Below are 24,060 nucleotides of genomic sequence, written 5' to 3'. Positions count from 1 at the left end.
GGCCGCAGGGGGGAGGGCTGCCTGTCGAGTACCCCGGGTGGCGGGGGGTCAGTACCCCGGGGTGGCCCACTGCTGGGCCGTTCGCGCACCATGGAGGCATGGGAGAGAGCGAAGCGGACCGCATCGCCGAGCTTCAGGCGGAGGTCGACCAGTTGAAGGAGGCCGTGGCCTCGCACGCGGTGGTCGACCAGGCGATAGGGATGATGGTGGCCTTCGGCCGGGTGACCCCGGACCAGGGCTGGGAGGTACTCAAGGACGTCTCCCAGCACACCAACATCAAACTGCGGAACGTCGCCGAACTGATCCTCGTCTGGGGGCGCCGGGGTGACATACCGCCCGAGGTGCGGGCCGAACTGGAGGACGCCCTGGACCGCTACGGCCCCACGCAGGTGCCCGGCGCGGACGCGTGAGGGGCCGGCGCCGGGGCGGTGCTCAGCGGGCCTCCGCGAGCAGTTCCTCGCGCAGACGGTCGAAGCAGCTGCTGAGCAGCCGGGAGACGTGCATCTGCGAGATGCCGAGCTGGTCGGCGATCCGGCTCTGGGTCATGCCGCGGAAGAACCGCAGGTAGAGGATGAGGCGCTCGCGCTCGGGCAGGGCGTCCAGGCAGGGCCGGACGGCGGCCCGGTCGACCACCAGGTCGAAGCCGGGGTCGGACGCGCCGAGGGAGTCGCCGAGGGCGTAGCCGTCCGTACCGGCCACCTCGGCGTCCAGCGACAGCGCGGAGAAGCACTCCAGGGCCTCCATGCCGGTGCGCACCTCGTCCTCGGTGAGCCGGGTGTACGCGGCGATCTCGGCGATCGTGGGAGCCCGGCCGGACGTGGTCTGCGCCAGCTCCTTCGCGGCGCTGCGGACCCGGTTGCGCAGGTCCTGCACCCGGCGCGGCACGTGCAGGGTCCACATGTGGTCGCGGAAGTGGCGTTTGATCTCACCGGTGATCGTCGGCACGGCGTACGCCTCGAACGCCCGGCCGCGTTCCGGATCGAAGTGGTCGACGGCTTTCACGAGTCCGAGGGCGGCCACCTGGTACAGGTCCTCCAGGGCCTCGCCGCGGCCGCGGAACCGCACGGCGATCCGCTCGGCCATGGGGAGCCACAGTTCGATCAGCTCGTCGCGGAGCGTCCTGCGCTCGGGACCGTCGGGCAGCCTCGCGAGCCGCTCGAAGGATTCCACCGTGTCGGGGGCGTCGTCGTGGGGGTGGGGCTTGGTGCTGCTGCCGGTGACAGGCATCGTGCGCACCTCTCTCAGCAGGTGCTGAATGGACAGACACCGCGGGAGGTGCGCTCGGACCAGGTTGTGACACCGGGGCGATCCGGCTGCGCCGGCTCCCACGGACGTGCCTCCTGTCCGAAGCACTTACGTTTGTTTTCCCCCTCGCGGACATCCCTAAACAATTGAGTACATAAAGGACTTTACGAATTCCGGAGGCGGACTTGGGGGTATTACCTCTGTCGCAGAGGTAATTTCCGAGGTGTGGCGAACGACGCGTTCACCGAGGAACTGGCCGACGCGCTGGTACGCATCCAGCGGCTGATCCGGCGCCGTCTGCGGGGCGGGCTCACCGTCCCCCGGCTGCGCGGTGCCGAGGTGGAACTGCTGCGGCTGGTCGAGGCGCGGCCCGGCATCGGCATCTCGGCGGCGGCCCGGCGGCTGCACCTGGCGGGCAATTCGGTGTCGACCCTCGTCAACCAGCTCGTCCGGGACGGATACCTGGTCCGGGAGGCCGATCCCGCCGACCGCCGCGTCGCCCGCCTGCTGCTGACCGGCGCCGGCGAGAAACGGCTCGGGGACTGGCGGCGCCGCCGGGCCGAGCTGGTGGACCGCCACGTCTCCCGGCTGGACGACGTCGACCGCGAGGCCCTGCGCGCGGCCCTCCCGGCCCTGCGCAAGCTGGCCGCCACCCTGCACGAGGAGGCCGAGGAATCATGATGGGAAATCCACGGCACAACCCCTTCCCCCGGGACGAAGCCCCGGACTCGGCCTCGCTCGCGGCCCCGCGCGCGGTGGGCGGTGTGGGCGGGCCGGAAGCGGTGGCCGTCGCGTGTGTGGGGCTCACCCATGCCTTCGGGGAGACCCGTGCCGTCGACGGGCTGGATCTCGGCGTCCGGAAGGGGGAGGTGTTCGGGCTGCTCGGCCCCAACGGCGCGGGCAAGACCACCGCCATCCGCTGCCTCACGACGCTCCTGCCCGTCCCCGCCGGCACGGTCCGCGTCTTCGGTCACGACGCCGCGAGGGAACGCATGGCCGTCCGGCGCCTGCTCGGCTACGTCCCGCAGCAGCTCTCCGCCGACAGCGGCCTCACCGGCCGGGAGAACGTCGCCCTCTTCGCCCGGGTCTTCGACGTGCGCCGCCGCGAGCGCGCCGCGCGGGTCGCCCAGGCCCTCGCCGCCGTCGGCCTCGCGGACGCCGCCGACCGGCTCGCCGGCACCTACTCGGGCGGAATGGTCCGCCGTCTCGAACTCGCCCAGGCCCTGGTCAGCGCACCCCGGCTGCTCATCCTCGACGAGCCCACCATCGGCCTCGACCCGATCGCCCGCACCGGCGTCTGGGAGCACATCAACGCCGTCCGCGCGGCCACCGGCATGACCGTCCTGGTCACCACCCACTACATGGACGAGGCCGACCAGTACTGCGACCGGGTCGGCCTGATGCACCGCGGCCGCATCCGCGCCCTCGGCACGCCCGCCGAGCTGCGCCACGGTCTCGCCGAACGCCACGGCACCGACGTCCTGCCCACGCTGGAGGACGTCTTCCGCGAGGTCGCCGGCAGCGGCCTCGACGACCACTCCGCAGGAGGTTTCCGCGATGTCCGAAGCACCCGCCGCACCGCCCGTCGCGTCGGCTGACGGCACGCTCGTGGACACCGCGCTGCTGCTCAGCCCGCCCGTACCCCGCGCCGGCCGGCTGCTGCTGCCCGCCCGCGTGGGCGCCCTGTGCGCGGTCGAACTGCAGAAGCTGCGCCACGATCGCACCGAGCTGTACACCCGCGCGGTCCAGCCCGCCCTCTGGCTGCTGATCTTCGGTCAGACCTTCACCCGGATCCGGGCGATACCCACGGGCGGCATCCCGTACGTCGACTACCTGGCGCCCGGCATCATCGCCCAGTCCGCCATGTTCATCGCGATCTTCTACGGCATCCAGATCATCTGGGAACGGGACGCGGGCATCCTGAACAAACTCCTCGTCACCCCGACCCCGCGCTCGGCCCTGATCACCGGCAAGGCGTTCGCGGCCGGGGTGAAGTCCCTGGTGCAGGCGGTCGTCGTCATCCTGATCGCGGCCCTCCTCGGCATCGCCCTCACCTGGAACCCGCTGAAGCTGCTCGGCGTCGCGCTCGCGGTGGTCCTCGCCGCCGTGTTCTTCTCCTGCCTGTCCATGACCATCGCGGGCATCGTCCTCAGCCGTGACCGGCTCATGGGTTTCGGACAGGCGATCACCATGCCGCTGTTCTTCGGCTCCAACGCCCTCTACCCCGTTTCGGTGATGCCGGGCTGGCTCCAGGCCGTCAGCAGGGCCAATCCGCTGAGCTATCAAGTCGACGCCCTGCGCGGCCTGCTGCTGGGCACGCCCGCGCATCTCGCGGTCGACTACGGCGTGCTCGCGCTGGCCGCCGCGCTCGGCATCACCGCGGCCTCCTCGCTGCTCGGCCGGCTGGCCCGCTGATCTTGCCGGCGACGTGATGTGCGGCACGCCCGCCCCGCCCACCGGACAGCGCCGGGAGGGGATTGTTCCTGCGCAGCGCTTGATCACCGATCAAAGCGGGTGAATTCCCTGGCCACAGCGCATTCCGCTCATTTGACAGTGCGCTGAGCACACAGATAAACAGCAGCTCTCGAAAGGCGAGAGGGGCACTGTGTACGAGCCGAACGTGGTCGGGGACTGGCAGGAGTACGACGAGCATGCCGGTCTGCGCGTCCGCGTCCACCGTCTGGAGGCCGCCGAGCCCCCGCGCGGACGCGACGACGCCGCCGTCGGGCTGACGTACTTCAGTGTCCGGGTGACCATCGAGAACCGCGGAGACCGGCACTACGGCATCCACCTGGAGGACGGCCAGATCGACGTGCGGGTCGGCCCCGACGGCGAGGGCGCCTTCATCGACTGGCGCAGCTCGCAGTTCATCGAGGGCTTCGACGTCTATCCGCTGCGCCGGGCCACCGCCGTGATCTACGCCGCCGCCCCCGAGGGCGCCCTCAGCCACGTGGACGTGCAGGTGCAGCTGCGGGTCGACGAGGAGTGGGCCGACCGCCGGCTGTGGGCGGGCGGCATCGGTGTCTCGGAGTCGGCCACGGCGGCCGCTTGCACGGGCACCGCGCAGGCGGGCCTCGCCCACCAGGTGAGCGCCTTCCTCAAGGACCAGACCGAGCCCGGCACCGCCTGACACGAGCGGCGGTGCCGTACGGCCCGAGGCTGAGCGCGGGTCAGTGCGCGATGCCGTCGATGATCTCCCGGGCGCCCTGCCGCAGCAGCGCCACCGCCACCGAGGTGCCGAGCGTGGCCGGATCCAGCCGGCCCGCCCACTCGTGGGCGTTCAGCCGGGTCTTGCCGTCCGGCGTGAACACACAGGCCCGCAGCGAGAGTTCACCGCTGCGGTCCACGCGCGCGTAACCGGCGATCGGGCTGTTGCAGTGGCCCTGCAGCACATGCAGGAACATCCGCTCGGCCGTGGCCTCCCGGTGGGTGGCCGGGTCGCCGAGCCCGCTGACCGCGTCGATCAGCGCCCTGTCGTCCTCCCGGCACTGCAGGGCGAGGATCCCCGCGCCGATCGGCGGCATCATCGTCTCGGTCGACAGCACCTCGCTGATCACGTCCGTGCGGCCGATCCGCTCCAGGCCGGACACCGCCAGCAGCAGCGCGTCCGCCTCGCCGGCGGCCAGTTTCTCCAGCCGGCGGTTGGCGTTCCCACGGAACGGCACGCACTCCAGGCGCGGGTGCGTGGCGGCCAGCTGCGCGATCCGGCGCACCGAGGAGGTGCCGATCCGGGTGCCGGCCGGCAGCTCGTCCAGACCGAGCCCGCCCGGGTGCACCAGCGCGTCCCGGACGTCGTCCCGCTTCAGGAACGCGGCGAACACCGTGCCCGCGGGCAGCGGCCGGTCGGCGGGGACGTCCTTGACGCAGTGCACCGCGAGGTCGGCCTCCCCGGCGAGCAGGGCGGCGTCCACCTCCTTGGTGAACGCGCCCTTGCCCTCGACCTGGGACAGGTCGCCCATCCACTTGTCACCGGTGGTCTTCACGGGGACGACCTCGGTCCGCACACCCGGGTGCAGTACGGCCAACTCGGCGCGTACGCGCTCGACCTGAGCCAGCGCCATGGGCGAGTCGCGGGAGACGATACGGATGAGTTCCGGCACAGACATGGGGGACACCATAGACCCTGGGGCCGAACGCCCGTCACAGCATGACGTGTTTCACCTGGGTGTAGTCGAGCAGGCCGGTGAGGGAGAGGTCGCTGCCGTATCCGGAGTGCCGTACGCCCCCGTGCGGCATCTCGGACACCGTCGTGCCATGGGTGTTGACCCAGACGATGCCGGTGTGCAGCTCCCGGCTCGCGCGCATCGCGCGGTCGTGGTCCCGGGTCCAGACACTCGCCGCGAGCCCCTGGGGCACGCCGTTGGCCAGGCGGAGGGCCTCGGCCTCGCCGGTGAACGGCTGGACGGTGACGACCGGTCCGAACACCTCGCTGCGGACGATCTCGTCCTCCTGCCGGGCCCCGGCCACCACCGTCGGCCGGTGGAAGTAGCCGGGCCCGTCGAGGGCCGTGCCGCCCGTGACGACCTCGGCGTGGTCCGGCAGCCGCTCCAGCAGGCCCCGCACGGAGGCGAGTTGCACGGCGCCGGCCAGCGGACCGAAATCGGCCCGCGCGTCGTCCGGGGCGCCGGGCAGCCGCTGGGCGGCCCGGCGGGCGAAGGCGTCCAGGAAGGTGTCGTGGATCCGCTCGTGGACCAGGATCCTGGTGGCGGCCGTGCAGTCCTGCCCCGCGTTGTAGAAGGCCAGCGACGACAACTGCTCCACCGCGTCGTCGAGATCGGCGTCCTCGTGGATCAGGACCGGCGCGTTGCCGCCGAGTTCGAGATGCAGCCGTTTGAGGTCGGCCGCCGCCGCGGCGGCGATCTCCTGTCCGGCGCGGACGCTGCCGGTGACGGCCACGAGCCGCACGTACCGGTGGGCGACGAGGGCGCGCCCGGTGTCCCGGTCGCCGCAGACGACGTTGAGCACGCCGGGCGGCAGGTGGTCGGCGGCCAGCCGGGCGAGGAGCACGGCCGAGGACGGTGTGGTGTCGGAGGGCTTCAGTACGACGGTGTTGCCGGCGGCGAGCGCGGGCGCGACCTTCCACACCGCCATCATCAACGGGTAGTTCCACGGGGTGATCTGGGCGCAGACCCCGACCGGTTCGCGGCGCAGCAGTGAGGTGCGGCCCGGGGTGTACTCGGCGGCCGCGGCGCCCGGCAGGTTCCGGGCGGCTCCCGCGAAGTACCGCAGCACGTCGGTGATCGCGGGCAGTTCGTCCGCCAGGAACAGGGCACGTGGCTTGCCCGTGTCGGTCACCTCCGCGTCGGCCACGGCCGCGGCCTGACGCTCCAGGGCGTCGGCGATGCGCAGCAGGGCGGTCTGCCGCTGCGCGGGCGTCGTCGACGACCAGCCGGGGAAGGCCTCCTGGGCGGCCCGGCAGGCCTCGTCGACGTCCTCGCGCCCGGACAGCGGGGCCGTCCCGTGCAGGCGCCCGGTGGCCGGGTCGACCAGCCGCAGGGTGGCGCCGGAGGCGGCCGGCACCTCCTTGCCGCCGATGTGGTTGAGCACGGTCGTGAGGTGTTCGGGGTCAGCCACGGCGCAGTGCCTCCTCGGCGGCGGCGCGCCCGGTGCGGACGGCGCCCTCCATGTATCCGGCGACCCATTGGTCCGAGCCGCAGACGTAGAACGGGGGTTCGTGGCGGCCGTGCAGCGGGCCGACCGCCATGACCTCGCCCGGCGGCCACTGGGTGACGTAGCCCCGGGTCCACGGGTCGGTGCCCCACATCCGCAGATGGCAGGCCGTCGGCCGCAGCGCCTCGTCGCCGAACATGCCGGCGATCTCGGCGAGCAGCTCGGGCGTGCGCAGAGCGGGCGGGGTGCCGAGCAGGACGCCGTACCGCTCGGGCGGGATCAGCGCCGACAGCACGCCCTCGTTCTGCGGCCAGGTGCTGCCCAGCACCCCCTCCGCCTCGGACAGGCCGTTGAGGCCGCCGTCCCGCCAGAAGGGACGGTCGTACACGGCGGCGAACTTCGCGGCCGTCGCCTGCCGCTGCCGGTGCAGGGAGGCGAGCCGGGCCTCGCTCACACCGGTGACGGCGACGTCCCGCAGCGGCCCCACGGGCAGCGCGCTCACCACGGCGGTGGCGGTGAGGACCTCGCCGGTCACCAGCAGTACGCGGCAGTGACCGGGCCGTACGTCCAGGGCGGCGACGGGTGAGCCGAGCCGTACCCGGGGGCCGAGACCGCGGCCGAGGACCTCGGCGAGGGTCGCCGAGCCGGCCGCCAGCTTCAACCCCTCCCAGTCGTCGTAGTCGTAGTCGCCGCCGCCCGAGCCGGGGACCGCCGCGCTCTTGCGCAGCGCGGCCAGCAGGGAGATCCGTTCGTAGGAGCCGCCGGCCAGGGCGAGCTGGCCGATCTCCCACAGGCGGACCACGGCCGGGGTGGCGTGCCGGGAGCGCAGCCAGCCGGCCACGGACAGCCGGTCCAGGGCGGCGGCGTCGGGGTGCGACCAGGGGTCGTCGGGGTCGACGCCGGCGGCCAGGGCGCCGAACTCCGCGCCCAGCTTGTCGTGCAGGGCGGCGTCCCCGGGGCCGAACCAGTGCGGCGGATCGCCGGCCGAGCGGCCCTCCGGTGTGGCCCGGGTGATCCGTCCGGGTTCGGCGACATAGCTGGGGACGAGTTCGAGGCCGAGTTCCTCGGCGAGACGCAGATAGGCGGTGTGCCCGCGGCCGACCACCTCGCCGCCCAGCTGGACGGTGCGGCCGTCGGGGGTGCGGGTCTGCTCGACCCGGCCGCCGACGCGGTCACGGGCCTCCAGGACGAGTACGTCGGTGCCGGCGGCCGCCAGGTCCCGGGCGGCGGTGAGGCCGGCCAGTCCGGCGCCGAGCACGATCACGTCGTGATGCATCAGTTTCGCTCTCCGGTTCGGGCGCGGTCAGGCCATGACCAGGCAGTGCTCGGGGCGCCAGGCGAACTCCACGGTCTCGCCGCCGCTCCAGCGGTCCTCCATGCGGGCGCGGTCCGTGTTCTGCTCCAGGACCGACAGGGTGACGCCGGGGGCGAGCTCGATGAGGTACGTGGTGGTCGCGCCGCTGTAGACGGTCTCGCGGATCACCCCGCTGAGCACCGACATGCCCGGTTCGAAGTCGGACAGCCAGATCTTCTCGGGGCGGACGGAGACGCTGACGGCGGTGCCCTCCGTGATGCCGGAGCGGTGGCCGACCGGCAGGGCGGGGCCCGTGTCCAGGGCGACCTCGCCGCCGCGGTAGGTGCCCGTCATCAGGTTGGAGGTGCCCATGAAGGAGGCGACGAAGCGGCTCGCCGGGTGCTCGTAGATGTCCTCGGGGGTGCCGCACTGCTCGACCCGGCCGGCGTTCATCACGGCGATCCGGTCGGACATGGTGAGCGCCTCGTCCTGGTCGTGGGTGACGAAGACGAAGGTGATGCCGACCTCGCGCTGGATCTGCTTCAGCTCCACCTGCATCTGCCGGCGCAGCTTCAGGTCGAGGGCCGCCAGCGGCTCGTCCAGGAGGAGGACGGCGGGCCGGTTGACCAGGGCGCGGGCCAGGGCGACGCGCTGGCGCTGGCCGCCGGAGAGGGTGCGGGGCTTGCGCTCGGCCAGGCCGCCGAGCTGGACCAGGTCCAGCATCTCGGCCACCCGCCTGCGTGTCTCGGTCCGGTCGACGCCCTTGCGCTTGAGGCCGAAGCCGATGTTGTCGGCGATGCTCAGGTGGTCGAAGAGGGCGTAGCTCTGGAAGACGGTGTTGACGTTGCGCTTGTTGGGCGGCAGCCCGGTCACGTCCTCGCCGGCCAGCAGCACCGAGCCGTCGGTGGGGTCGGTGAACCCGCCGATCATGCGCAGTGAGGTGGTCTTGCCGCAGCCGGAGGGGCCGAGCAGCGAGAAGAAGTGGCCGGCCTCGATGTCGAGGTCGAGGTCGCGCACGGCGAAGGAGTCCGCGTACTGCTTGGAGACGCCGTCGAGCCGGACGGCCGGGGTCGCGTCGGTCGCGTCCATGGGGTCACTCTCCGGAGAGGATGTCGAGGCCGCCGCGGCGGCCGAAGAGGCGCGGGATGAACAGCGCGAGGGCGATCAGGCAGATGGAGCCGGCGAGCATCAGGGTGCCGACGGCGTTGATGGTCGGCTGCACCCCGAAGCGGATCGCGGAGTAGATCCGCACCGACAGCGGCTGGGGGTCGACGCCGGTGGTGAAGTAGGCGAGCACGAAGTCGTCGAAGACGAGCGCGAAGATCAGTACGGCGCTCGCGAGCACGGCGGGCAGCAGGGCCGGCAGGGTGACCAGGCGGACCGCCTGCCAGCGGGTGGCCCCGAGGTCCATCGCGGCCTCCTCCACCTCCGGGTTCAGCGCGGCGACGCGGGAGCGGAGGATGACGGTGACGTAGGAGATGGAGAAGGTGATCTCCGACAGCATGACCGTGCCCGTGGACAGGGTCACGCCGAGGCCCTTGAACAGCAGCATGGACGCGACGCCGGTGACGATCTCGGGGGTGATCAGCGGGACGAGCATGACGAGCCCGGCGAGCGAGCCGAGCCGGGTGCGTGAGCGGACGAGGCCGAGCGCGAGGGCCACGCCGAGGAGCACCGAGCCCGCCATCGCCACCAGCGAGATCCGCAGGCTGGTGCCGAGCGAGGCGAGGAGCACGTCGTCGTGGGCGAAGGCGCGGTACCAGCGCAGGCTGAACCCGCCGAACACGGTCAGGGACTTCTTGGAGTTGAAGGAGAACAGCGCGACGACCGCGATGGGCAGGTACAGCAGCGCGAAGAACAGCCCGGTGACGGCGAGGAGGACACGCGGCCTGCGTTCGGCGCGGCCGCGCCGCGAGCGGGATTTCGCGGCGGTCCGGGCGGGAGCGGCGGCCCGGGGCGGTTTGATCAGGGTCATCGGCGGGCCTCCGCCTCGTCCTTGCGGGTGCGCCGCAGGTAACCGAACATCCCGAGCAGCAGCACCAGCATCAGCAGCATGGTCAGCGCCGAGCCCAGGGGCCAGTTCTGGCCCTGGAAGAACTTGTCCTGGATCAGGTTCCCGATCATGATCTGGTCCGGGCCTCCCATGAGCTGCGCGCTGACGAAGTCGCCCATGGCGGGCAGGAACACCAGGACCAGCCCGGCGGCGGCGCCCTGCCGGGTGGCGGGCAGGGTGACGAAGAAGAAGGTCCGCACCGGGCCGCCGTACAGATCGCGGCCGGCCTCGACGAGGGAGACGTCCAGCCGTTCCAGGGCCGCGTACAGCGGGATGATCATGAAGACGACGAAGCCGTAGACGAGGCCCGCGACCACGCCGATCCCGGTGTTGAGGATCCTGGTGTCGCCGTCGGCGAGGCCGATCGCGCGCAGGGCGCGGAGCAGGGGCCCGTCGTCGGAGAGGACGACCGACCAGCCGTACATGCGGACCAGGTAGTTGGCGAAGAACGGCACCACGATCGCGGCGATCAGCGCGTTCTTGTACCGGCCGCCGTGCAGGGCGATGGTGTACGCCACCGGGTAGGCGATCAGCAGGCAGATCAGGCAGGTCAGCAGGGCGTAGCCGAGGGAGCGGGCGAGGACCTCGGTGTAGGCGGGGTCGGTGAGGGCGCGGACGCCGGCGAGGTCGAAGCCGAAGCGCGGGTTGCCGAGTTCGTCGGTGGTGCCGACGGCGAGTACGGCGACGAGGATCAGCGAGGCGACCAGGAAGCCGGTCATCCACAGGGTGCCGGGCAGCATGAACCAGGTCCACATGCGGCTGCCGCTGGTGTCCGGTTTGCGGCGCCGGGTGCGGGAGGAGGGGCGGAGCAGTGCCATGTCTCAGCCCGCCTTCACATGGGTCCAGGCGGTGTCGCGGGCGTCCTCCGCCGCGCGGCCGCCGTTGCGGAAGAACAGGTCCGCCTTGAGGTCGGCCTGGGTGACCAGGCACTCGGGGAAGGGCTCGACGAGGGCGGCGTAGACCTTCTCGGTGCCGGCGACCGGCATCGGGTAGCCGATGTACTCGATGTTCTTCTTCACGTTCTCCGGCCGGAGCATGTAGTCGATGAAGAGCATCGCGGTGCCGGGGTGCGGGGCGTTCCAGGGGATGGCGTAGCAGTCGGAGTTGATCGGTGTCCCCTCCCTGGGGGCCTGGAAGCCGAAGACGGAGGGGTCCTTGGCCTGGTTGAGCATGGCGGCCATGTCACCGCTCCAGGCCTGGGTCATGACCGCGTTGCCGTTGAGGAGGTTGTTGTAGCTGTCGCTGGAGAAGCCGCGCAGCCGGGGCCGCAGGGTGCCCAGCAGGGACGTGATGCGGTCGAGGTCGCCGGTGTCGCCGGTGCTGACCGGCAGGCCGAGTTCCAGGGCGCCCATGCCGAGGACCTCGTCGCGGTCGTCGAGCAGGAACACCTTGCCGCGGGCCTTGTCGCTCCACAGGTCCTTCCAGGACCCGGTGAGCTCGCCGATCCGGTCGCGGCGCCAGCCGATGCCGGTCTTGTAGGCGGTGAAGGGGACGGTGTGCGCGGAGCCCGGGTCGTACCACGGGTCCGCGAAATAGTCGTAGGTGCCGAAGATCGCGTGGGCGTTGGTGAGCCGGCTGTGGTCGATCCGGCGCAGCCGGCCCCCGCGGACCAGGCGCTGGGCCCATTTGGCGGTGGGGAAGACGATGTCGTAGCGGTTGCCCGCGTTGAGCTTGGCGACCATGCCCTCCATGGAGTCGAAGTTCGACTGCACGACCTTGACGCCGTACTCCTTCTCGAAGCCCTTGAAGACGGAAGGATCGACGTAGTCGGCCCAGTTGAAGTAGACGAGGTCGCCGTCGACGCGGGGCCGGACGGGGGCGAGGTCCTTCGCGTCGGGTTGGCGCGCGGGCATGAACCCGCAGCCTGCGGCCGCGGCGCCCAGCAGTCCGCCGGCGCCCGCGCGCAGAAGGGCGCGGCGGGTCGGTGGGGTGGGTGGAACGGGGGACATGAAGCGTCCTCTCCGTCGAGGAACGGCACAAGTCCAGGGCGGACCGGCTGGTCGGCTCGCTGCGGGCCCTGACTCCGCAGTGAAGACCGGTCTGGGGTGGTGCGGACGTGCGTCAGCGGGGGAGGGGTAAGCCCGGCGGGAGGCGCACCGGAAGCGGGCGCGGGGCGGAGGGCGTCACGGGGCGGTCCCCTCGGGGGCGAACGGCGCGGTTCCCTCCAGGTCGTCCCGGACCCGGCGGGCGAACCAGCCGACGGCGGCCTCGCGGCGCGAGAGCGGTCCCGGTTCGAAGCCGGGCGTGGAGAGGCCGGCCTGTACGCGTTCCACCAGCTCTGCGTCCTCGTCGTTGGTGACCCAGCCGATGTGGATGTTGAGCCGGCGGGCCAGCCGGGTGCGGACGCTCTCCCCGTGCCTGGTGTAGAAGGCACCGGGGATCGCCGCCCGGTCCTGGGCGGTGGGCAGGGCGGTCCACGCGAGCACGTGGTCAGGGTAGAAGTCGATGAGCGTGTTCGGGTAGATCACGGCGTACCGCCAGACCCGGCGGTCGGCCTCGGTCAGCCCCGGCATCGGGGAGGCGAGGCGCTGGTAGAGGCGCTCGGTCCAGTTCGAGGACGGCTTGTCGCGCAGCGGGGACTCGAACAGGACGTAGTTCTCCTGCACGTCCACGGTGTACGCCTGGTAGTCGAGCAGGCGCATCAGCGCGGGATGGGCGACGGGGACGTGGTAGCCCTCCAGGTAGTTGTCGACGATCACCTTCCAGTTGGCGTTCTGCTCCTCGCCGTCGGCGAGGTCGTGGGTGCGGTGCTTGCCGACGGGCACCAGGTCCGCCCCGGCGTAGCGGCCGACGGCCTCGGCGAGTCCCTTGCAGGATTCGGCGAGGGGTGTCGCCTCCATGTCGAGGTTGACGAAGACGAAGCCGAGGAACGACTCGACGTTGACCGGGTGCAGTCCGAGCCGGGGCTTGTCCAGGCAGGGGATCCGGCGGGCTTCCGGGGCGCCGACCAGGCGTCCGTCCAGTTTGTAGGTCCAGCCGTGGTAGGGGCAGCGGATCGCCTTGCCCTCCGGTTCCGGGGCGGTGACCAGGCGGGTGCCGCGGTGGCGGCAGACGTTCAGGTGGGCGGCGAGGCCGCCGTCCTCGGTGCGGACGACCAGGACCTCGCGGCCGGCGACCGTGGCGGTCAGACGGGCGCCCGGCCCGGGCAGGTCGGACTCGTGGCAGGCGAGCTGCCAGGACCTGGCGAAGATGTGCTCGGTCTCGGCCGCGCTGACGGCCGGATCGGTGTAGTAGCGCGCGGACAGCGCCTTCCCGGGATCCTCTCCGGGTGCCTGGGGCGGATTCACCGGTGCGGTGTCGGCCCGGGTGGTCGAGGGGTGCATGGGGTCCTCCTCCGCGCCGCGGCGGCGGCGATGGGCGGTGAGGCTGCGGGCGGGACGACGGCCCACGGTGCCGTTGCGCACCTGGCGTGTCCCGGCTGACTAATTGGTTAGTCAGAGTGGGACCGGCGGAGGGCCAAGTCAAGACTTGTGGCCTGACTAATTAGTTAGTTAGTGTCGGTGGCAGGTCGGACGCGTCGGCTCCAGCAGAGGGCTGCCCGGACGCGTCCCGTGATTCCGCGGCCCTCGTGCGCCGCCCCGCTCCCACCTCCCCGCAGGGACCGGAGCACCCCCTACCCGCCATCGCCGCGCCAGCCCGTTCCCGGACCCCGGGACCGGTGCGCCCCCGGAGGCACGCATGAGCGCTCGCCGCAGTCTGGTATGGCTCGGCCTCACACCGGAGCCCGAACAGGAGCTGCCCGCCGTGGTGGCCGCCCTGCGGAGCGCCGCGGAAGACACCCCGCCGCCGGGCCTCGTCGCCGCCGAGCGCCGCCGCGTGGAGCGGCTGGTGCTGCGCGGCACCCAGCGCGGCTGGCTGCGCTACCTCGGCGAGGTCACCGACCTCGTCGTGGAGGCGGCCGCCGAGTCCTCCCCGGCCCCCGACCCGCGCCCGGCCCTGCTCGCCGGCGAGGTCGTCCTCGACCACCACCGCATGCTGATCGGCCTGCCCGGCGACGGCTACCGGCGCACCGACGGGCAACGGCAGGCGCTCGAACGGGCGCTGGTCCGCCTGCGGTCCCTCCCCTTCCGCCACCCCGAGCCCCGGAGCACCGTATGACCGGCGTCCTCTCGCTTCTTCCCGAAGGACAGCACGGGCTGCTCACCACCCCGGCCACCGCCGACCTGGCCGCCTATCACGCGGCGGGCGGCTACGCCCCCCTGCCCGAGCCCGCCGAACTGCTCGACCGCGTCGCCGCCGCCGGGCTGCGCGGCCGGGGCGGAGCCGGCTTCCCGGCCGCCGTCAAGCTGCGCTCCGTCCGCGACGCCCCCGGCCGGCCCGTGGCCGTGGCCAACGGCGAGGAGGGCGAGCCCGGGTCCGTCAAGGACCGCTGGCTGCTGCGGCACCGCCCCCACCTGGTCCTGGACGGCCTCCGGCTGGCCTCGGCCGTCACCGGCGCCGCACGCGGCGTCGTCTACCTCTCCGACCCCCGCGCCGAGCGAGCCGTACGCCGGGCGCTCGGCGAGTGGCCCGGTGAGCTGCCGGTCGACGTCGTGCGCACGGAGCCCGCGTACGTCGCGGGCGAGGAGAGCGCGGTCGTCCGCCGCATCGACGGCGGCCCGGCGCTGCCCACGGCCAAGCCCCCGCGCCCGTACGAGAGCGGTGTCGGCGGCGCCCCCACCCTCGTCGCCAACGTGGAGACGCTGGCCCGCATCGCGCTGCTGCACACCCGCCCCGACGGCACGGCCGCCGACGCCCACCTCGTGACCGTCTCCGGAACCGGGGGAGCGGCCGCACTGGTCGAGGCGCCCGCGGGCACCCACCTGAAGGTCCTCGCCGACCTGTGCGGGCACGGCACCTCCGAGGCGGTGCTGCTGGGCGGGATGTTCGGCGGACTGTACGGCGCCGGCTGGCGGGACCTCCCGCTCGACCAGGACGTGCTGGCCGCCGCGGGCGGCGCGCTCGGCTGCGGGGCACTGCACTTCCTGCACCCCGAGGCCTGCCCCGTCGCGGTGGCCGGCGAGGCGGCCGCCTACCTCGCGGCACAGAGCGCGCGGCAGTGCGGCGTGTGTGTCTCCGGCACCGGAGCCCTGGCCGACGCCCTGGCCGCCGTCGCCCGCGGCGAGGCCGGCGCCGACACGTCCGAGAAACTGCTCCGCTGGTCGCGCGGGCTGCCCGGACGCGGCGCCTGCGGGCTCCTCGACGCCGCCGCCGGCGTCGCCGGCTCCCTCCTCGCGCACTTCCCCGACCGCGTCGAGGACCACCGCGACTCCGGGTGCCCCGCCTGTGCGGGCGCGGCACCCGGGGACGGACGCCGGTTCACGGTGCCGGTGCCCTGACCCGGCCCACCCCGTACCCCCACCTCCCCGCCGCACCGAAAGGACCGTGTCATGAAACTCCTGCTGGACTCCACCCTCTGCCAGGGCTACGGCCTGTGCCAGGAACCCGCGCCCGAGCTGATCGACCTCGACGAGTGGGGTTACGCCCGGGTGCGCGGGACCACCGTGCCCGAGGGCGGCGAGGAAGCCGCCGCCACTGCCGTCGCCGCCTGCCCCAACTCCGCGCTGCGGCTGGTGAAGTGACATGGGACGCGACCTTTCCGCCCTCTTCGACCCGGTCTCCGTCGCCGTCGTCGGAGCCAGCGACGACCCCGCCAAGTACGGCCACGCCATCGCCGTCCAGGCCCTCCGCGCCGATGGACGCCGCCCCGTCCACTTCGTCAACCGGCGGGCCGGCACGGTCCTCGGCCGCACCGCGGCGCCCAGCCTGAGCGCGCTCGGCGAACCGGTCGACCTCGCGGTGGTCTCCGTGCCCGCCGCCGGCTTCGAGGACGCCGTCGACGAGGCCCTGCGGTGCGGGGCCCGGGCGATCGTCGCCATCACCGCCGGATTTGCCGAGACCGGCGCCGCCGGCCGGGCCCGCCAGCACGCCGTCGCCGAACGCGTGCGCGCCGCCGGAGCCGTCATGGTCGGCCCCAACTGCCTCGGCATCGCCGACAACACCACCGACCTCTTCCTGGCCTCGGACTCCTTCACCCCCGGCGGAGTCGCCCTGCTCAGCCAGAGCGGCAACCTCGCCCTCGAACTGCAGCTCCGCTTCCGCCCGCACGGCCTCGGCTTCTCCCGTTTCGTCTCGCTGGGCAACCAGGCCGACGTCACCCTCGTCGACCTGCTCGCCGACTGCGCCCGGCACGAGGGCACCCGGGCGATCGCCGTCTACGCGGAGGACTTCGGCGACGGGCGCGCCTTCGCCGAGGCCGCCGCCGAGGCCGGCAAGCCGGTGGTGCTGCTGACGGCCGGCCGCGGGGACGCCTCCGCGCGCAGCGCCCAGTCGCACACCGGGGCGCTCACCACCTCCGCCGACGTGGTGAGCGCGGCCTGCCGCGACGCCGGCGTGGAACTCGTCGCCACACCGCGCGAACTCACGGTCGTCCTCGCGGCGTCGGAAGGCGCGCGGCGCGCGGCGGGCCGGCGGGTCGCGGTCCTCACGGACGGCGGCGGCCACGGTGTCATCGCGGCCGACGCCGTCGAGACGGCGGGCCTGACCGTGCCCGAACTCGCCGAGCCGACCCGGCAGCACCTGCGCGAGGCGCTGTGGGAGCAGTCCGCCGTCGCCAACCCCGTCGACCTCGCCGGCATGGGCGAGCAGGACCCCGGCTCGTACGCGGCGACCGTGGCCGCGCTGCTGGCGGCCGAGGACACCGACGCCGTCCTGATGACGGGGTACTTCGGCGGCTACGCGGCGGCCGAAGGCGGACTCGGCGGCGGCGGTACGGCGCTCGCGGACGGCGAGCGGGAGGCCGCCCGGCTCATCGCGGCACGGCACCGGGCCACCGCGAAACCGCTCGTGGTGCAGTCGATGTACCCCGAGTCGCCCAGCTGCCGCACCCTCGCCGCGGCGGGCATCCCGGTCTTCGCCGCCACCGAGGACGCCGCCCGCGCGCTCCTCGCCACGGCACCCGCGACGGCGCACACCGGCGTCACCCCCCTCCCCGCGCCCGCCGCACCGATCCGCCGGACCGGCTACCTGGAGACCCGCAGGGCCCTCGAAGCGGCCGGGCTGGCCTTCCCCGCCGCCCAGGAGATCCACGACGAGGCGGAACTCCTGGCCGCTGCCGCCGAGTTCACCGGGCCCTACGTCCTCAAGGCCCTGCACCTGCTGCACAAGTCCGACGCGGGCGGGGTCGCCCTGAACCTGGCCGGCCCGGCCGAACTCCTCGCCGCCTTCCGGCAGATGCACGCCCGTCTCGGCGCCCCCTCCTACTCCGTGGAGGCCATGGCGGACCTGTCGGACGGCATCGAGCTGATCGTCGGCGTCAACCGCGACCCGCGCTTCGGACCGGTGGCCATGGTCGGCCTGGGCGGAGTCCTGGCGGAGGCACTGCGCGACGTCGCCTTCTCCCTGGCACCCGTGCCCGCGGACCGCGCCGAGTCGCTGCTGCGCGGCCTGCGCACCGCCGCCCTGCTGGACGGCGTACGCGGCAGACCGGCCGTGGACGTCGCCGCGGCCGCGGCCGCCGTCGAGACGATCACCACCTTCGCCGCCGAACACCCCGAGATCGCCGAGATCGAGGTCAACCCCCTCCTCGTACGGCCCCGGGGCGTCCTCGCCCTGGACTCCCGCGCCGTACTCGCCTGACCGGACCGCAACCCCGCCACCGGTGGGCACCCACCGGACCGGACCACCCGCCCCGCACCCCGTCTCCCGGAAACAAGAGGCACCCATGGACCTGCGCTACACCCCCGAACAGGCCGATCTCAAGCGCCGCGCCGCCGACTACGCCCGCCTGCTGATGCGGTACGAGGAGCAGTCCGAGCAGGCCGGCGGGCCCCTGCCGCAGGAGCTCGTCGCCGAGCTGACCCGGGCCGCCATGGACGCCGGCGTCTACGCCATCAACATGCCCGCCGAGTGGGGCGGCGCCGGACTGAGCCTGCTCGACCAGGTCATCGTCGAGGAGGAGTTCGGCAAGGTCACCAACTGCCTGTGGGACATCCCCTGGCGGCCCGCCAACGTCCTCGCCTACGGCGACGAACGGCAGCGCGAGAAGTACCTGCTGCCCGTGATCCGGGCCGAGAAGTTCGACGCGTTCGCCGTCACCGAGCCCGGCGCCGGATCCGACCCCTCCTCCGGCACCTCCACGGCCACCCGGACCGACGGCGGCTGGCTCCTCAACGGCGAGAAGTGGTTCGTCACCTGCGGCGACGTCGCCGACTTCCTGCTGGTGCAGGCCGACGCCGGCCCCGAGCGGCTGCCCACGCTGTTCTTCGTCGACAAGGCGGCACCCGGTGTCGAGATGACCCGGCTGCCCCGCTTCATGCACTCCGCGGTCAACGGGCACCCCGAGTTCACCTTCACCGACGTCTTCGTCGCCGACGAGGACGTGCTCGGCGGGGTCGGCAAGGGCTACGAGCTGACCAAGGAGTGGTTCACCGACGAGCGCCTGATGATCGCGGCACGCACGGTCGGCGCGGCCGAGCGCGCCCTGGAACTGGCCCGGGACTGGGCCGTGGAGCGCGAGCAGTTCGGGTCGCCGATCGCCTCCTACCAGCTGATCCAGGGGATGCTCGCCGACAGCGCCGTCGACATCGCCGTCAACCGCGCCTACACCCACCAGGTCGCCTGGGAGGCCGACCAGCCCGGCACCGACCGCAAGACGCTGCACGCCAAGGCCTCCACCGCCAAGCTCGCCGCCAGCGAGGCGGCCGGCCGGGTCGCCGACCGCTGCCTGCAGATCTTCGGCGGACGCGGCTATGACCGCTCCTACGCCGTCGAGCGCATGTACCGCGAGCTGCGCGTCGACCGGATCTGGGAGGGCACCTCCGAGATCCAGCGGCTGATCATCGCCAACGAGCTGATCAAGCGCGGCACCGGCGCCCTGGCCCTGCCCACGCCCTGACCATCACCGAGCCCCCGTCGCACCCCATCACCTTCACAGCGAGGACTTCCATGGACTTCCGTCTCACCCCGCGCCAGGTACAGCTCAAGGCCGACGCGCGTGCCCTCACCGACCTCATCGCCGCCTACGAGCTGGAGTGCGAGGAGAACAACGGCCTGCCCGCCGACGCCCACGCCAAGATCCGGGACGCCGTCCTCGACGCGGGACTCCAGGCCGTCAACATGCCGGCCGAGTGGGGCGGCGCCGGCCTCACCATCGCCGAACAGGTCACCGTGCAGGAGGAACTGGGGCGCCTCACCGGGGCCCTGTGGGACATGGTGTGGCGGCCCGCCAACGCCCTGCGCTTCTGCACGCCCGAGCAGCGCGAGCGCTTCCTGGTCCCGGTGATCCGGGGAGAACGGCGGGACTGCTACGCCGTCACCGAGCCCGGCGCCGGTTCCGACCCGCAGAACCTCGCCACCACCGCCACCAAGAACGACCTGGGCTGGGTCCTGAACGGCGAGAAGTGGTTCGTGACCGTCGGCGACCACGCCGACTTCATGATCGTCCTCGCCGCCGCGGGCCCCGAGCGCGCCCCGACCCTGTTCCTGGTGGACAAGGACACCCCCGGCATCGAGATGACGCGCGTGCCGCGCTTCATGCACACCTTCGTCTACGAGCACCCCGAGTTCACCTTCACCGACGTCCAGGTGGACGAGGACGCGGTGCTCGGCGGCATCGGCGAGGGCTACGACATCACCCGCTCCTGGTTCACCGAGGAGCGCCTGATGATCGCCGCCCGCACCACCGGCGCGGCCGAGCGGGCCCTGGAGCTGTCCCGGGACTGGGCCGTGGAGCGCGAGCAGTTCGGGTCGCCGATCGCCTCGTACCAGCTGATCCAGGGGATGCTCGCCGACAGCGCCGTCGACATCGCCGTCAACCGCGCCTACACCCACCAGGTCGCCTGGGAGATCGACCGCGCCTCGGCCGAGGACCGCAAGCGGCTGCACGCCAAGGCCGCCATCGCCAAGCTCTCGGCCAGCGAGGCGTCCGGCCGGGTGATCGACCGGTGCCTGCAGATCCACGGCGGGCGCGGCTACGACCGCTCCTACGCCGTCGAGCGCCTCTACCGCGAGCTGCGCGTGGACCGCATCTGGGAGGGCACCTCCGAGATCCAGCGGCTGATCATCGCCAACGAACTCGTCCGCCGCGGTACCGGGGTCCTGGACCTGCCCACCGCCTGACACACCGGCCGACACAGATCGAAGGGAAGCTCGGATGACCGACATCGAACGCGTCGGAGTCGTCGGCTGCGGCCTGATGGGCGCGGGCATCGCCGAGGTCTGTGCGCGGGCCGGCCTGCCGGTGACCGTGGTGGAACGCGACGCGGAGGCGGCCCGCTCGGGCCGCCTGCGCATCGCCCGCTCGCTCGACCGGGCCACCGCGCACGGCAGGCTCACCACCGAGGGGCGCGAGGCCGCCGACGCCCTGATCACCGTCGTCGACGAGATGGAGGCGCTGCACGACAGCCCTCTGGTGGTCGAGGCCGTGGCGGAGGACGAGCGCCTGAAGACGGACGTCTTCACCCGCCTCGACGCCGTCCTCACCCGCGACGACGTCCTGCTGGCCACCAACACCTCCTCCATCCCGGTCATCCGGCTCGCCGCCGCCACCTCGCGCCCCGAACGCGTCGTCGGCGTGCACTTCTTCAACCCCGTGCCGGTCCTGCGGCTGGTCGAGCTGGTGCCGTCCCTGCTCACCTCGGCGGACACCCTGAGCCGCGCCGAGGCCTTCGTCACCGGCAGGCTCGGCAAGGAGACCGTCCGCACCCGGGACCGGGCCGGGTTCGTCGTCAACGCGCTGCTCGTGCCGTACCTGCTCGCCGCGATCCGCATGGTGGAGGCGGGCGGCGCGAGTGTCGAGGACATCGACCGGGGCATGGTCCTCGGCTGCGCGCACCCCCTCGGCCCGCTGGCCCTGACGGACCTGATCGGCCTCGACACCACCCGGGCCATCGCCGAGTCGCTGTACGCCGAGTTCCGCGAGCCGCTGTACTCGCCGCCGCCGCTGCTGTCCCGCATGGTGGAGGCGGGGCTGCTCGGCCGGAAGTCGGGGCGCGGCTTCCACACGTACCCGGCACAGCCGCGGCAAGGGACGGCCGTACCGGCGGAGCGGACGTGAGGGAAGATGGTCCCGGCGCAGGACCACCGGACGAGGGGAGCCGCAGGGTGACGACCAAGGTGCGCGGCACGGCCGACACACGCGAGCGCATCCTGACCGCGGCGTGCGAGGTCATCGCCGAGATCGGCTTCGAGAAGATCCGCATGCGGATGGTCGCCGAGCGGGCCGGGGTGTCGACCGCACTGCTGCACTACCACTTCGACACCCGCGAGAAGCTGTTCACCGAGGCGATGACCCACTCGTTCGCCCACACCGCCCTGGACGCCGAACGCGACGCCGACACCGCGCCGGCGGCGGTCGTCCTGGCGCGGATCCTGCGGAACCTGCTGCCGACCGACCCGGAACTGCACCAGGACTGGCGGCTGTGGCAGGAGTTGTGGGCGCGGGCGCTGCGCGACGAGACGACCCGGGTCTTCGCCGTCGATCTGTACGCCGAACTGCACGCGTGGGTGACCGGCGCGATCCGCCGGGGCATCGACTCGGGCGAGTTCGCCCCGGCAGACGTGGACGACCTCGGCACCCTCGTGCTGTCCCTCAGCGACGGCTACGGCATCCGGCTGATGCTGCGCGATCCCGCCGTCACGCTGGACACGGCCCTGGCCGCCGTCTGGCGTCATGTCGCCGGGGCGCTCGGCCTGCCGGCGGAACTGCCCGAGGAACCGTCGCAGACCTGAGGGCGGTCTTACGACGGCCGGGCCTCGCGGCGCCCGCTCAGGCGTTGGGGTCGAACGGGATGCCGGACGGCTTCGCGGACGCCAGGTGCGAGGCGAAGCTGTCGTCGCGCAGACCGAAGTGGGCGCTGCCGAAGTCGTAGGAGCTCAACTTGTCCCGCACACCGGCCGGGTAGCCGTTCCAGCCGACGAGCGCCGGGTACTGCCAGGTGTGCCGGTGGTTCTCCGGCGGCTCGTCGTTCGCGTTGGCGAGCCGGAAGCAGTGCGTGCCGATGCCGTCCTTGTGATAGACGACCTTGGGGTGCCCGCCCTCGAAGCGGACCTCGGATGCCGGGTGCACGGTGAACGAGCCGTGGTTGGACGTCGACACGTACCGGATCTGCCCGTCCTGCACCCACACCGCGACGTGCTCCCAGTCGTTGCGGTGCCCGCCGATGCTGCTGCCGGGCAGTGCCTGGTCCTTCTCGAAGTACAGGCCGTAGACATAGGCGCACCAGCCGTTGTTGCACTTGTAGCGGGAGTAGCCGTTGGTGTTGTCGAGGTCGGAGGCGTCGTGGCAGTTGCCGTTGAGGGCGCCGGTCGGGTTCAGGCCCCCGTTGACCGTTCCGTCCGGGCCGATGGCGGGAGTCGGGTAGCAGCCGTCCGTGTCGTAGTCGAACGCGGGCTGGTACGCCAGTTCGGCCGGCTCCGCGTTCTTCGGTAGCGCCAGGGGCGGCGCGGCGAAGGCGACGGCGGGGAAGGCGATCACGAGGGCGGCCGCGCTGGCGAGCGGGGCGAACCATCGGCCGAGCCGCGGGCGCGAGGCGAGCGAGAACACCGGATTCCTCCAACAGCGGTGGGGAGCGCGTGAGTTCAGCATCCCGGCCGGGCACCGCGCTGCCAAGAGGACACATGCGTCCCAGGAGTTGAGCGCGGGTGAACTCCTGCCGCCGGCCCGCGTGCGTACCCGCTGGGGCGCCGTCCGCCGCTAGACGAACTCGTCCGGCAGGTCCGCCGCCGACTGCTCCGGTGTGAGGTCCGGGCGGAGCCGGAGCCAGGACGGCTGGCGCAGCAGTCCGTTGCGGGTACGGGTGCTGTAGCTGACCTCGCCCACCAGCCGCGGCAGCACCCAGCGGGCGCCGGGGGCGCGCGGCACCGGGGTGAAGGGGCAGCGGTCGCTCGCCGCCTCCCCGAGCAGCCGCGCCAGTTCCGTCCGCTCGGCGTGGCTCCAGCCGGTGCCGACCCCGCCCACGTACCGCAGCCCGCCCGCCGCGCGCTGTCCGACCAGCACCGCGCCGGGCAGTCCCGTCAGCCGCCCCTTGCCGGGCAGCCAGCCGCCGACGACGACGTCCTCGGCACGCATGTTCCGGATCTTGATCCAGGCGCGGGAGCGCACGCCGGGCTCGTACACCGAGTCCAGCCGCTTGCACACCAGGCCCTCCAGGCCGTGCTCGCGGGTCGCCGCCAGCGCCTCGGCGCCGTGCCCGGTCACGGCGCCGGGTGTCGACCAGTGCGATCCGGTCAGCCCCAGCTCCTCCAGGTGGGCCCGGCGCCGCGTGTACGGCAGCCGGACCAGGGGTTCGCCGAGGAACGGCACGTCGAACAACACCAGGTGCACCGGCACCTGGGCGGCCCGGCGTGCTGCTCGCGCGGGGGCGTGCGCGAGGCCCATCCGGTTCTGCAGCAGCTGGAAGTCGGCCCGGCCCCGCTCGTCCAGGGCCAGCACCTCGCCGTCCAGTACGGCCGCGGTGCCGCCCAGGGCGCCGCCCAGCGGCCGGAGTTCGGGATAGGCGCCGGTGATGTCCTCGCCCGAGCGGGCGCGCAGCAGCACCGTTCCGTCGCCGGGCAGGTAGACCATCACCCGCTGTCCGTCCTGCTTGGTCTCGTACGCCCACCGGTCGTCCTGGGCGACGGGCGGCAGCCGGCCGGGTGTGGCGAGCATCGGCGGGATGAGCGGCAGCGTCACGACGGTCACGGCAAGAGCCTTCGACCACGACGTCCGCCATCACGCCCACAGCGACCCGGTTTCCCCTGAACGGTCCTCCGGCGGGCCGGCGCCGACGGTCCGTCCGGAGCCGGAGCCGGAGCCGGAGCCGGGGACGCGGCCGGGGCCGCACGGTGGGCGCGGTGGCGACCCCTGGATCGCCATGGGCCTCGCGCCCGCGGCCGCCGG

At 73.0% G+C, this 24,060-nt stretch carries 24 protein-coding genes; 13 read left to right on the top strand and 11 right to left on the bottom strand.

Annotated features, from left to right (window positions below):
* Positions 1-98 precede the first annotated feature (98 nt).
* Entirely contained in the window at positions 99-410 is a 312-nt protein-coding gene (locus tag ACF08B_RS23890; protein WP_392319238.1) for an ANTAR domain-containing protein, read from the top strand.
* A gap of 22 nt (positions 411-432) precedes the next feature.
* Here ACF08B_RS23890 and ACF08B_RS23885 read toward each other — a convergent pair whose 3' ends face one another.
* On the bottom strand, positions 433-1,227 hold the full coding sequence (locus ACF08B_RS23885; RefSeq protein ID WP_392319237.1) for an RNA polymerase sigma factor SigF: 795 nt from the start codon (positions 1,225-1,227) through the stop codon (positions 433-435).
* 243 nt (positions 1,228-1,470) lie between these two features.
* Here ACF08B_RS23885 and ACF08B_RS23880 point away from each other — a divergent pair, with 243 nt between their 5' ends.
* From ACF08B_RS23880 to ACF08B_RS23865, 4 genes are all read left to right on the top strand, one after another.
* Positions 1,471-1,926 (top strand): MarR family winged helix-turn-helix transcriptional regulator, encoded by a 456-nt coding sequence (locus ACF08B_RS23880; RefSeq protein ID WP_392319236.1) that lies wholly within the window; start codon positions 1,471-1,473, stop codon positions 1,924-1,926.
* Entirely contained in the window at positions 1,923-2,843 is a 921-nt protein-coding gene (locus tag ACF08B_RS23875; RefSeq protein WP_392319235.1) for an ABC transporter ATP-binding protein, read from the top strand. Before ACF08B_RS23880 ends, ACF08B_RS23875 begins: the two co-directional genes overlap by 4 nt.
* Positions 2,803-3,660 carry an ABC transporter permease gene (locus tag ACF08B_RS23870; protein WP_392319234.1) on the top strand — a complete coding sequence of 286 codons (858 nt, stop codon included), beginning with the start codon at positions 2,803-2,805 and terminating at the stop codon, positions 3,658-3,660. Before ACF08B_RS23875 ends, ACF08B_RS23870 begins: the two co-directional genes overlap by 41 nt.
* A 190-nt stretch (positions 3,661-3,850) precedes the next feature.
* Positions 3,851-4,375: a hypothetical protein gene (locus tag ACF08B_RS23865; protein WP_392319233.1), complete on the top strand. Its 525-nt coding sequence runs from the start codon at positions 3,851-3,853 to the stop codon at positions 4,373-4,375.
* Between the two features lie 40 nt (positions 4,376-4,415).
* Here ACF08B_RS23865 and hemC read toward each other — a convergent pair whose 3' ends face one another.
* The 8 genes from hemC to ACF08B_RS23825 form a co-directional block, all read right to left on the bottom strand.
* Positions 4,416-5,351, bottom strand: a complete 936-nt coding sequence (gene hemC, locus ACF08B_RS23860) for a hydroxymethylbilane synthase (protein WP_392319232.1) — start codon at positions 5,349-5,351, stop codon at positions 4,416-4,418.
* Positions 5,352-5,385: 34 nt separating this feature from the next.
* Positions 5,386-6,819, bottom strand: a complete 1,434-nt coding sequence (locus ACF08B_RS23855; protein WP_392319231.1) for an aminobutyraldehyde dehydrogenase — start codon at positions 6,817-6,819, stop codon at positions 5,386-5,388.
* Positions 6,812-8,131, bottom strand: coding sequence for a flavin monoamine oxidase family protein (locus ACF08B_RS23850; RefSeq protein WP_392319230.1), 1,320 nt, complete (start codon positions 8,129-8,131; stop codon positions 6,812-6,814). The genes ACF08B_RS23855 and ACF08B_RS23850 overlap by 8 nt, the downstream gene beginning before the upstream one ends.
* Positions 8,132-8,158: 27 nt before the next feature.
* Entirely contained in the window at positions 8,159-9,238 is a 1,080-nt protein-coding gene (locus ACF08B_RS23845; protein ID WP_392319229.1) for an ABC transporter ATP-binding protein, read from the bottom strand.
* A 4-nt stretch (positions 9,239-9,242) separates the two neighbouring features.
* Positions 9,243-10,124, bottom strand: a complete 882-nt coding sequence (locus ACF08B_RS23840) for an ABC transporter permease (RefSeq protein ID WP_392319228.1) — start codon at positions 10,122-10,124, stop codon at positions 9,243-9,245.
* A complete protein-coding gene (locus ACF08B_RS23835) occupies positions 10,121-11,020 on the bottom strand; it encodes an ABC transporter permease (protein ID WP_392319227.1) in 900 nt (299 codons plus the stop codon). The genes ACF08B_RS23840 and ACF08B_RS23835 overlap by 4 nt, the downstream gene beginning before the upstream one ends.
* A gap of 3 nt (positions 11,021-11,023) precedes the next feature.
* Positions 11,024-12,151 carry a spermidine/putrescine ABC transporter substrate-binding protein gene (locus ACF08B_RS23830; protein WP_392319226.1) on the bottom strand — a complete coding sequence of 376 codons (1,128 nt, stop codon included), beginning with the start codon at positions 12,149-12,151 and terminating at the stop codon, positions 11,024-11,026.
* Between the two features lie 174 nt (positions 12,152-12,325).
* Entirely contained in the window at positions 12,326-13,525 is a 1,200-nt protein-coding gene (locus ACF08B_RS23825) for an aromatic ring-hydroxylating dioxygenase subunit alpha (RefSeq protein ID WP_392319225.1), read from the bottom strand.
* 355 nt (positions 13,526-13,880) lie between these two features.
* On the opposite strand from ACF08B_RS23825, the gene ACF08B_RS23820 reads away from it, so the two are divergent.
* From ACF08B_RS23820 to ACF08B_RS23785, 8 genes are all read left to right on the top strand, one after another.
* Positions 13,881-14,300, top strand: coding sequence for a hypothetical protein (locus ACF08B_RS23820; RefSeq protein ID WP_392319224.1), 420 nt, complete (start codon positions 13,881-13,883; stop codon positions 14,298-14,300).
* Positions 14,297-15,520 (top strand): NADH-ubiquinone oxidoreductase-F iron-sulfur binding region domain-containing protein, encoded by a 1,224-nt coding sequence (locus ACF08B_RS23815; RefSeq protein ID WP_392319223.1) that lies wholly within the window; start codon positions 14,297-14,299, stop codon positions 15,518-15,520. Before ACF08B_RS23820 ends, ACF08B_RS23815 begins: the two co-directional genes overlap by 4 nt.
* A 51-nt stretch (positions 15,521-15,571) precedes the next feature.
* On the top strand, positions 15,572-15,763 hold the full coding sequence (locus tag ACF08B_RS23810) for a ferredoxin (protein WP_392319222.1): 192 nt from the start codon (positions 15,572-15,574) through the stop codon (positions 15,761-15,763).
* 1 nt (position 15,764) lies between these two features.
* The gene (locus ACF08B_RS23805) at positions 15,765-17,819 is read left to right on the top strand and encodes an acetate--CoA ligase family protein (RefSeq protein WP_392319221.1); all 2,055 of its coding nucleotides are present in this window, start codon (positions 15,765-15,767) and stop codon (positions 17,817-17,819) included.
* An 85-nt stretch (positions 17,820-17,904) separates the two neighbouring features.
* Positions 17,905-19,077 carry an acyl-CoA dehydrogenase family protein gene (locus tag ACF08B_RS23800; protein ID WP_392319220.1) on the top strand — a complete coding sequence of 391 codons (1,173 nt, stop codon included), beginning with the start codon at positions 17,905-17,907 and terminating at the stop codon, positions 19,075-19,077.
* 50 nt (positions 19,078-19,127) lie between these two features.
* Positions 19,128-20,300 carry an acyl-CoA dehydrogenase family protein gene (locus ACF08B_RS23795; RefSeq protein WP_392319219.1) on the top strand — a complete coding sequence of 391 codons (1,173 nt, stop codon included), beginning with the start codon at positions 19,128-19,130 and terminating at the stop codon, positions 20,298-20,300.
* 34 nt (positions 20,301-20,334) lie between these two features.
* Entirely contained in the window at positions 20,335-21,237 is a 903-nt protein-coding gene (locus ACF08B_RS23790) for a 3-hydroxybutyryl-CoA dehydrogenase (RefSeq protein ID WP_392319218.1), read from the top strand.
* 47 nt (positions 21,238-21,284) lie between these two features.
* Positions 21,285-21,911 carry a TetR/AcrR family transcriptional regulator gene (locus ACF08B_RS23785; RefSeq protein ID WP_392319217.1) on the top strand — a complete coding sequence of 209 codons (627 nt, stop codon included), beginning with the start codon at positions 21,285-21,287 and terminating at the stop codon, positions 21,909-21,911.
* A gap of 37 nt (positions 21,912-21,948) precedes the next feature.
* On the opposite strand, the gene ACF08B_RS23780 is transcribed toward ACF08B_RS23785, so the two are convergent.
* On the bottom strand, positions 21,949-22,725 hold the full coding sequence (locus ACF08B_RS23780) for an NPP1 family protein (protein WP_392319216.1): 777 nt from the start codon (positions 22,723-22,725) through the stop codon (positions 21,949-21,951).
* Positions 22,726-22,875: 150 nt separating this feature from the next.
* Positions 22,876-23,853 carry an ATP-dependent DNA ligase gene (locus tag ACF08B_RS23775; protein ID WP_392319264.1) on the bottom strand — a complete coding sequence of 326 codons (978 nt, stop codon included), beginning with the start codon at positions 23,851-23,853 and terminating at the stop codon, positions 22,876-22,878.
* Between the last annotated feature and the right edge of the window lie 207 nt (positions 23,854-24,060).

It is taken from the genome of Streptomyces sp. NPDC015139 (assembly GCF_043079785.1).
Lineage (GTDB): Bacteria > Actinomycetota > Actinomycetes > Streptomycetales > Streptomycetaceae > Streptomyces > Streptomyces albidocamelliae.
Note: the sequence above shows the minus strand (reverse complement) of the source record. Positions and strands in the feature narration are given on the sequence as shown.

What these genes read in the sequence shown, in the direction of transcription:
- ACF08B_RS23820 (WP_392319224.1), top strand. Translation starts at nt 13,881, where the DNA reads ATGAGCGCTCGCCGCAGTCTGGTATGGCTCGGCCTCACACCGGAGCCC.
- ACF08B_RS23845 (WP_392319229.1), bottom strand. Translation starts at nt 9,238, where the DNA reads ATGGACGCGACCGACGCGACCCCGGCCGTCCGGCTCGACGGCGTCTCC.
- ACF08B_RS23850 (WP_392319230.1), bottom strand. Translation starts at nt 8,131, where the DNA reads ATGCATCACGACGTGATCGTGCTCGGCGCCGGACTGGCCGGCCTCACC.
- ACF08B_RS23790 (WP_392319218.1), top strand. Translation starts at nt 20,335, where the DNA reads ATGACCGACATCGAACGCGTCGGAGTCGTCGGCTGCGGCCTGATGGGC.
- ACF08B_RS23810 (WP_392319222.1), top strand. Translation starts at nt 15,572, where the DNA reads ATGAAACTCCTGCTGGACTCCACCCTCTGCCAGGGCTACGGCCTGTGC.
- ACF08B_RS23870 (WP_392319234.1), top strand. Translation starts at nt 2,803, where the DNA reads ATGTCCGAAGCACCCGCCGCACCGCCCGTCGCGTCGGCTGACGGCACG.
- ACF08B_RS23795 (WP_392319219.1), top strand. Translation starts at nt 19,128, where the DNA reads ATGGACTTCCGTCTCACCCCGCGCCAGGTACAGCTCAAGGCCGACGCG.
- hemC (WP_392319232.1), bottom strand. Translation starts at nt 5,351, where the DNA reads ATGTCTGTGCCGGAACTCATCCGTATCGTCTCCCGCGACTCGCCCATG.
- ACF08B_RS23800 (WP_392319220.1), top strand. Translation starts at nt 17,905, where the DNA reads ATGGACCTGCGCTACACCCCCGAACAGGCCGATCTCAAGCGCCGCGCC.
- ACF08B_RS23835 (WP_392319227.1), bottom strand. Translation starts at nt 11,020, where the DNA reads ATGGCACTGCTCCGCCCCTCCTCCCGCACCCGGCGCCGCAAACCGGAC.
- ACF08B_RS23840 (WP_392319228.1), bottom strand. Translation starts at nt 10,124, where the DNA reads ATGACCCTGATCAAACCGCCCCGGGCCGCCGCTCCCGCCCGGACCGCC.
- ACF08B_RS23805 (WP_392319221.1), top strand. Translation starts at nt 15,765, where the DNA reads ATGGGACGCGACCTTTCCGCCCTCTTCGACCCGGTCTCCGTCGCCGTC.
- ACF08B_RS23830 (WP_392319226.1), bottom strand. Translation starts at nt 12,151, where the DNA reads ATGTCCCCCGTTCCACCCACCCCACCGACCCGCCGCGCCCTTCTGCGC.
- ACF08B_RS23825 (WP_392319225.1), bottom strand. Translation starts at nt 13,525, where the DNA reads ATGCACCCCTCGACCACCCGGGCCGACACCGCACCGGTGAATCCGCCC.
- ACF08B_RS23875 (WP_392319235.1), top strand. Translation starts at nt 1,923, where the DNA reads ATGATGGGAAATCCACGGCACAACCCCTTCCCCCGGGACGAAGCCCCG.
- ACF08B_RS23885 (WP_392319237.1), bottom strand. Translation starts at nt 1,227, where the DNA reads ATGCCTGTCACCGGCAGCAGCACCAAGCCCCACCCCCACGACGACGCC.
- ACF08B_RS23815 (WP_392319223.1), top strand. Translation starts at nt 14,297, where the DNA reads ATGACCGGCGTCCTCTCGCTTCTTCCCGAAGGACAGCACGGGCTGCTC.
- ACF08B_RS23890 (WP_392319238.1), top strand. Translation starts at nt 99, where the DNA reads ATGGGAGAGAGCGAAGCGGACCGCATCGCCGAGCTTCAGGCGGAGGTC.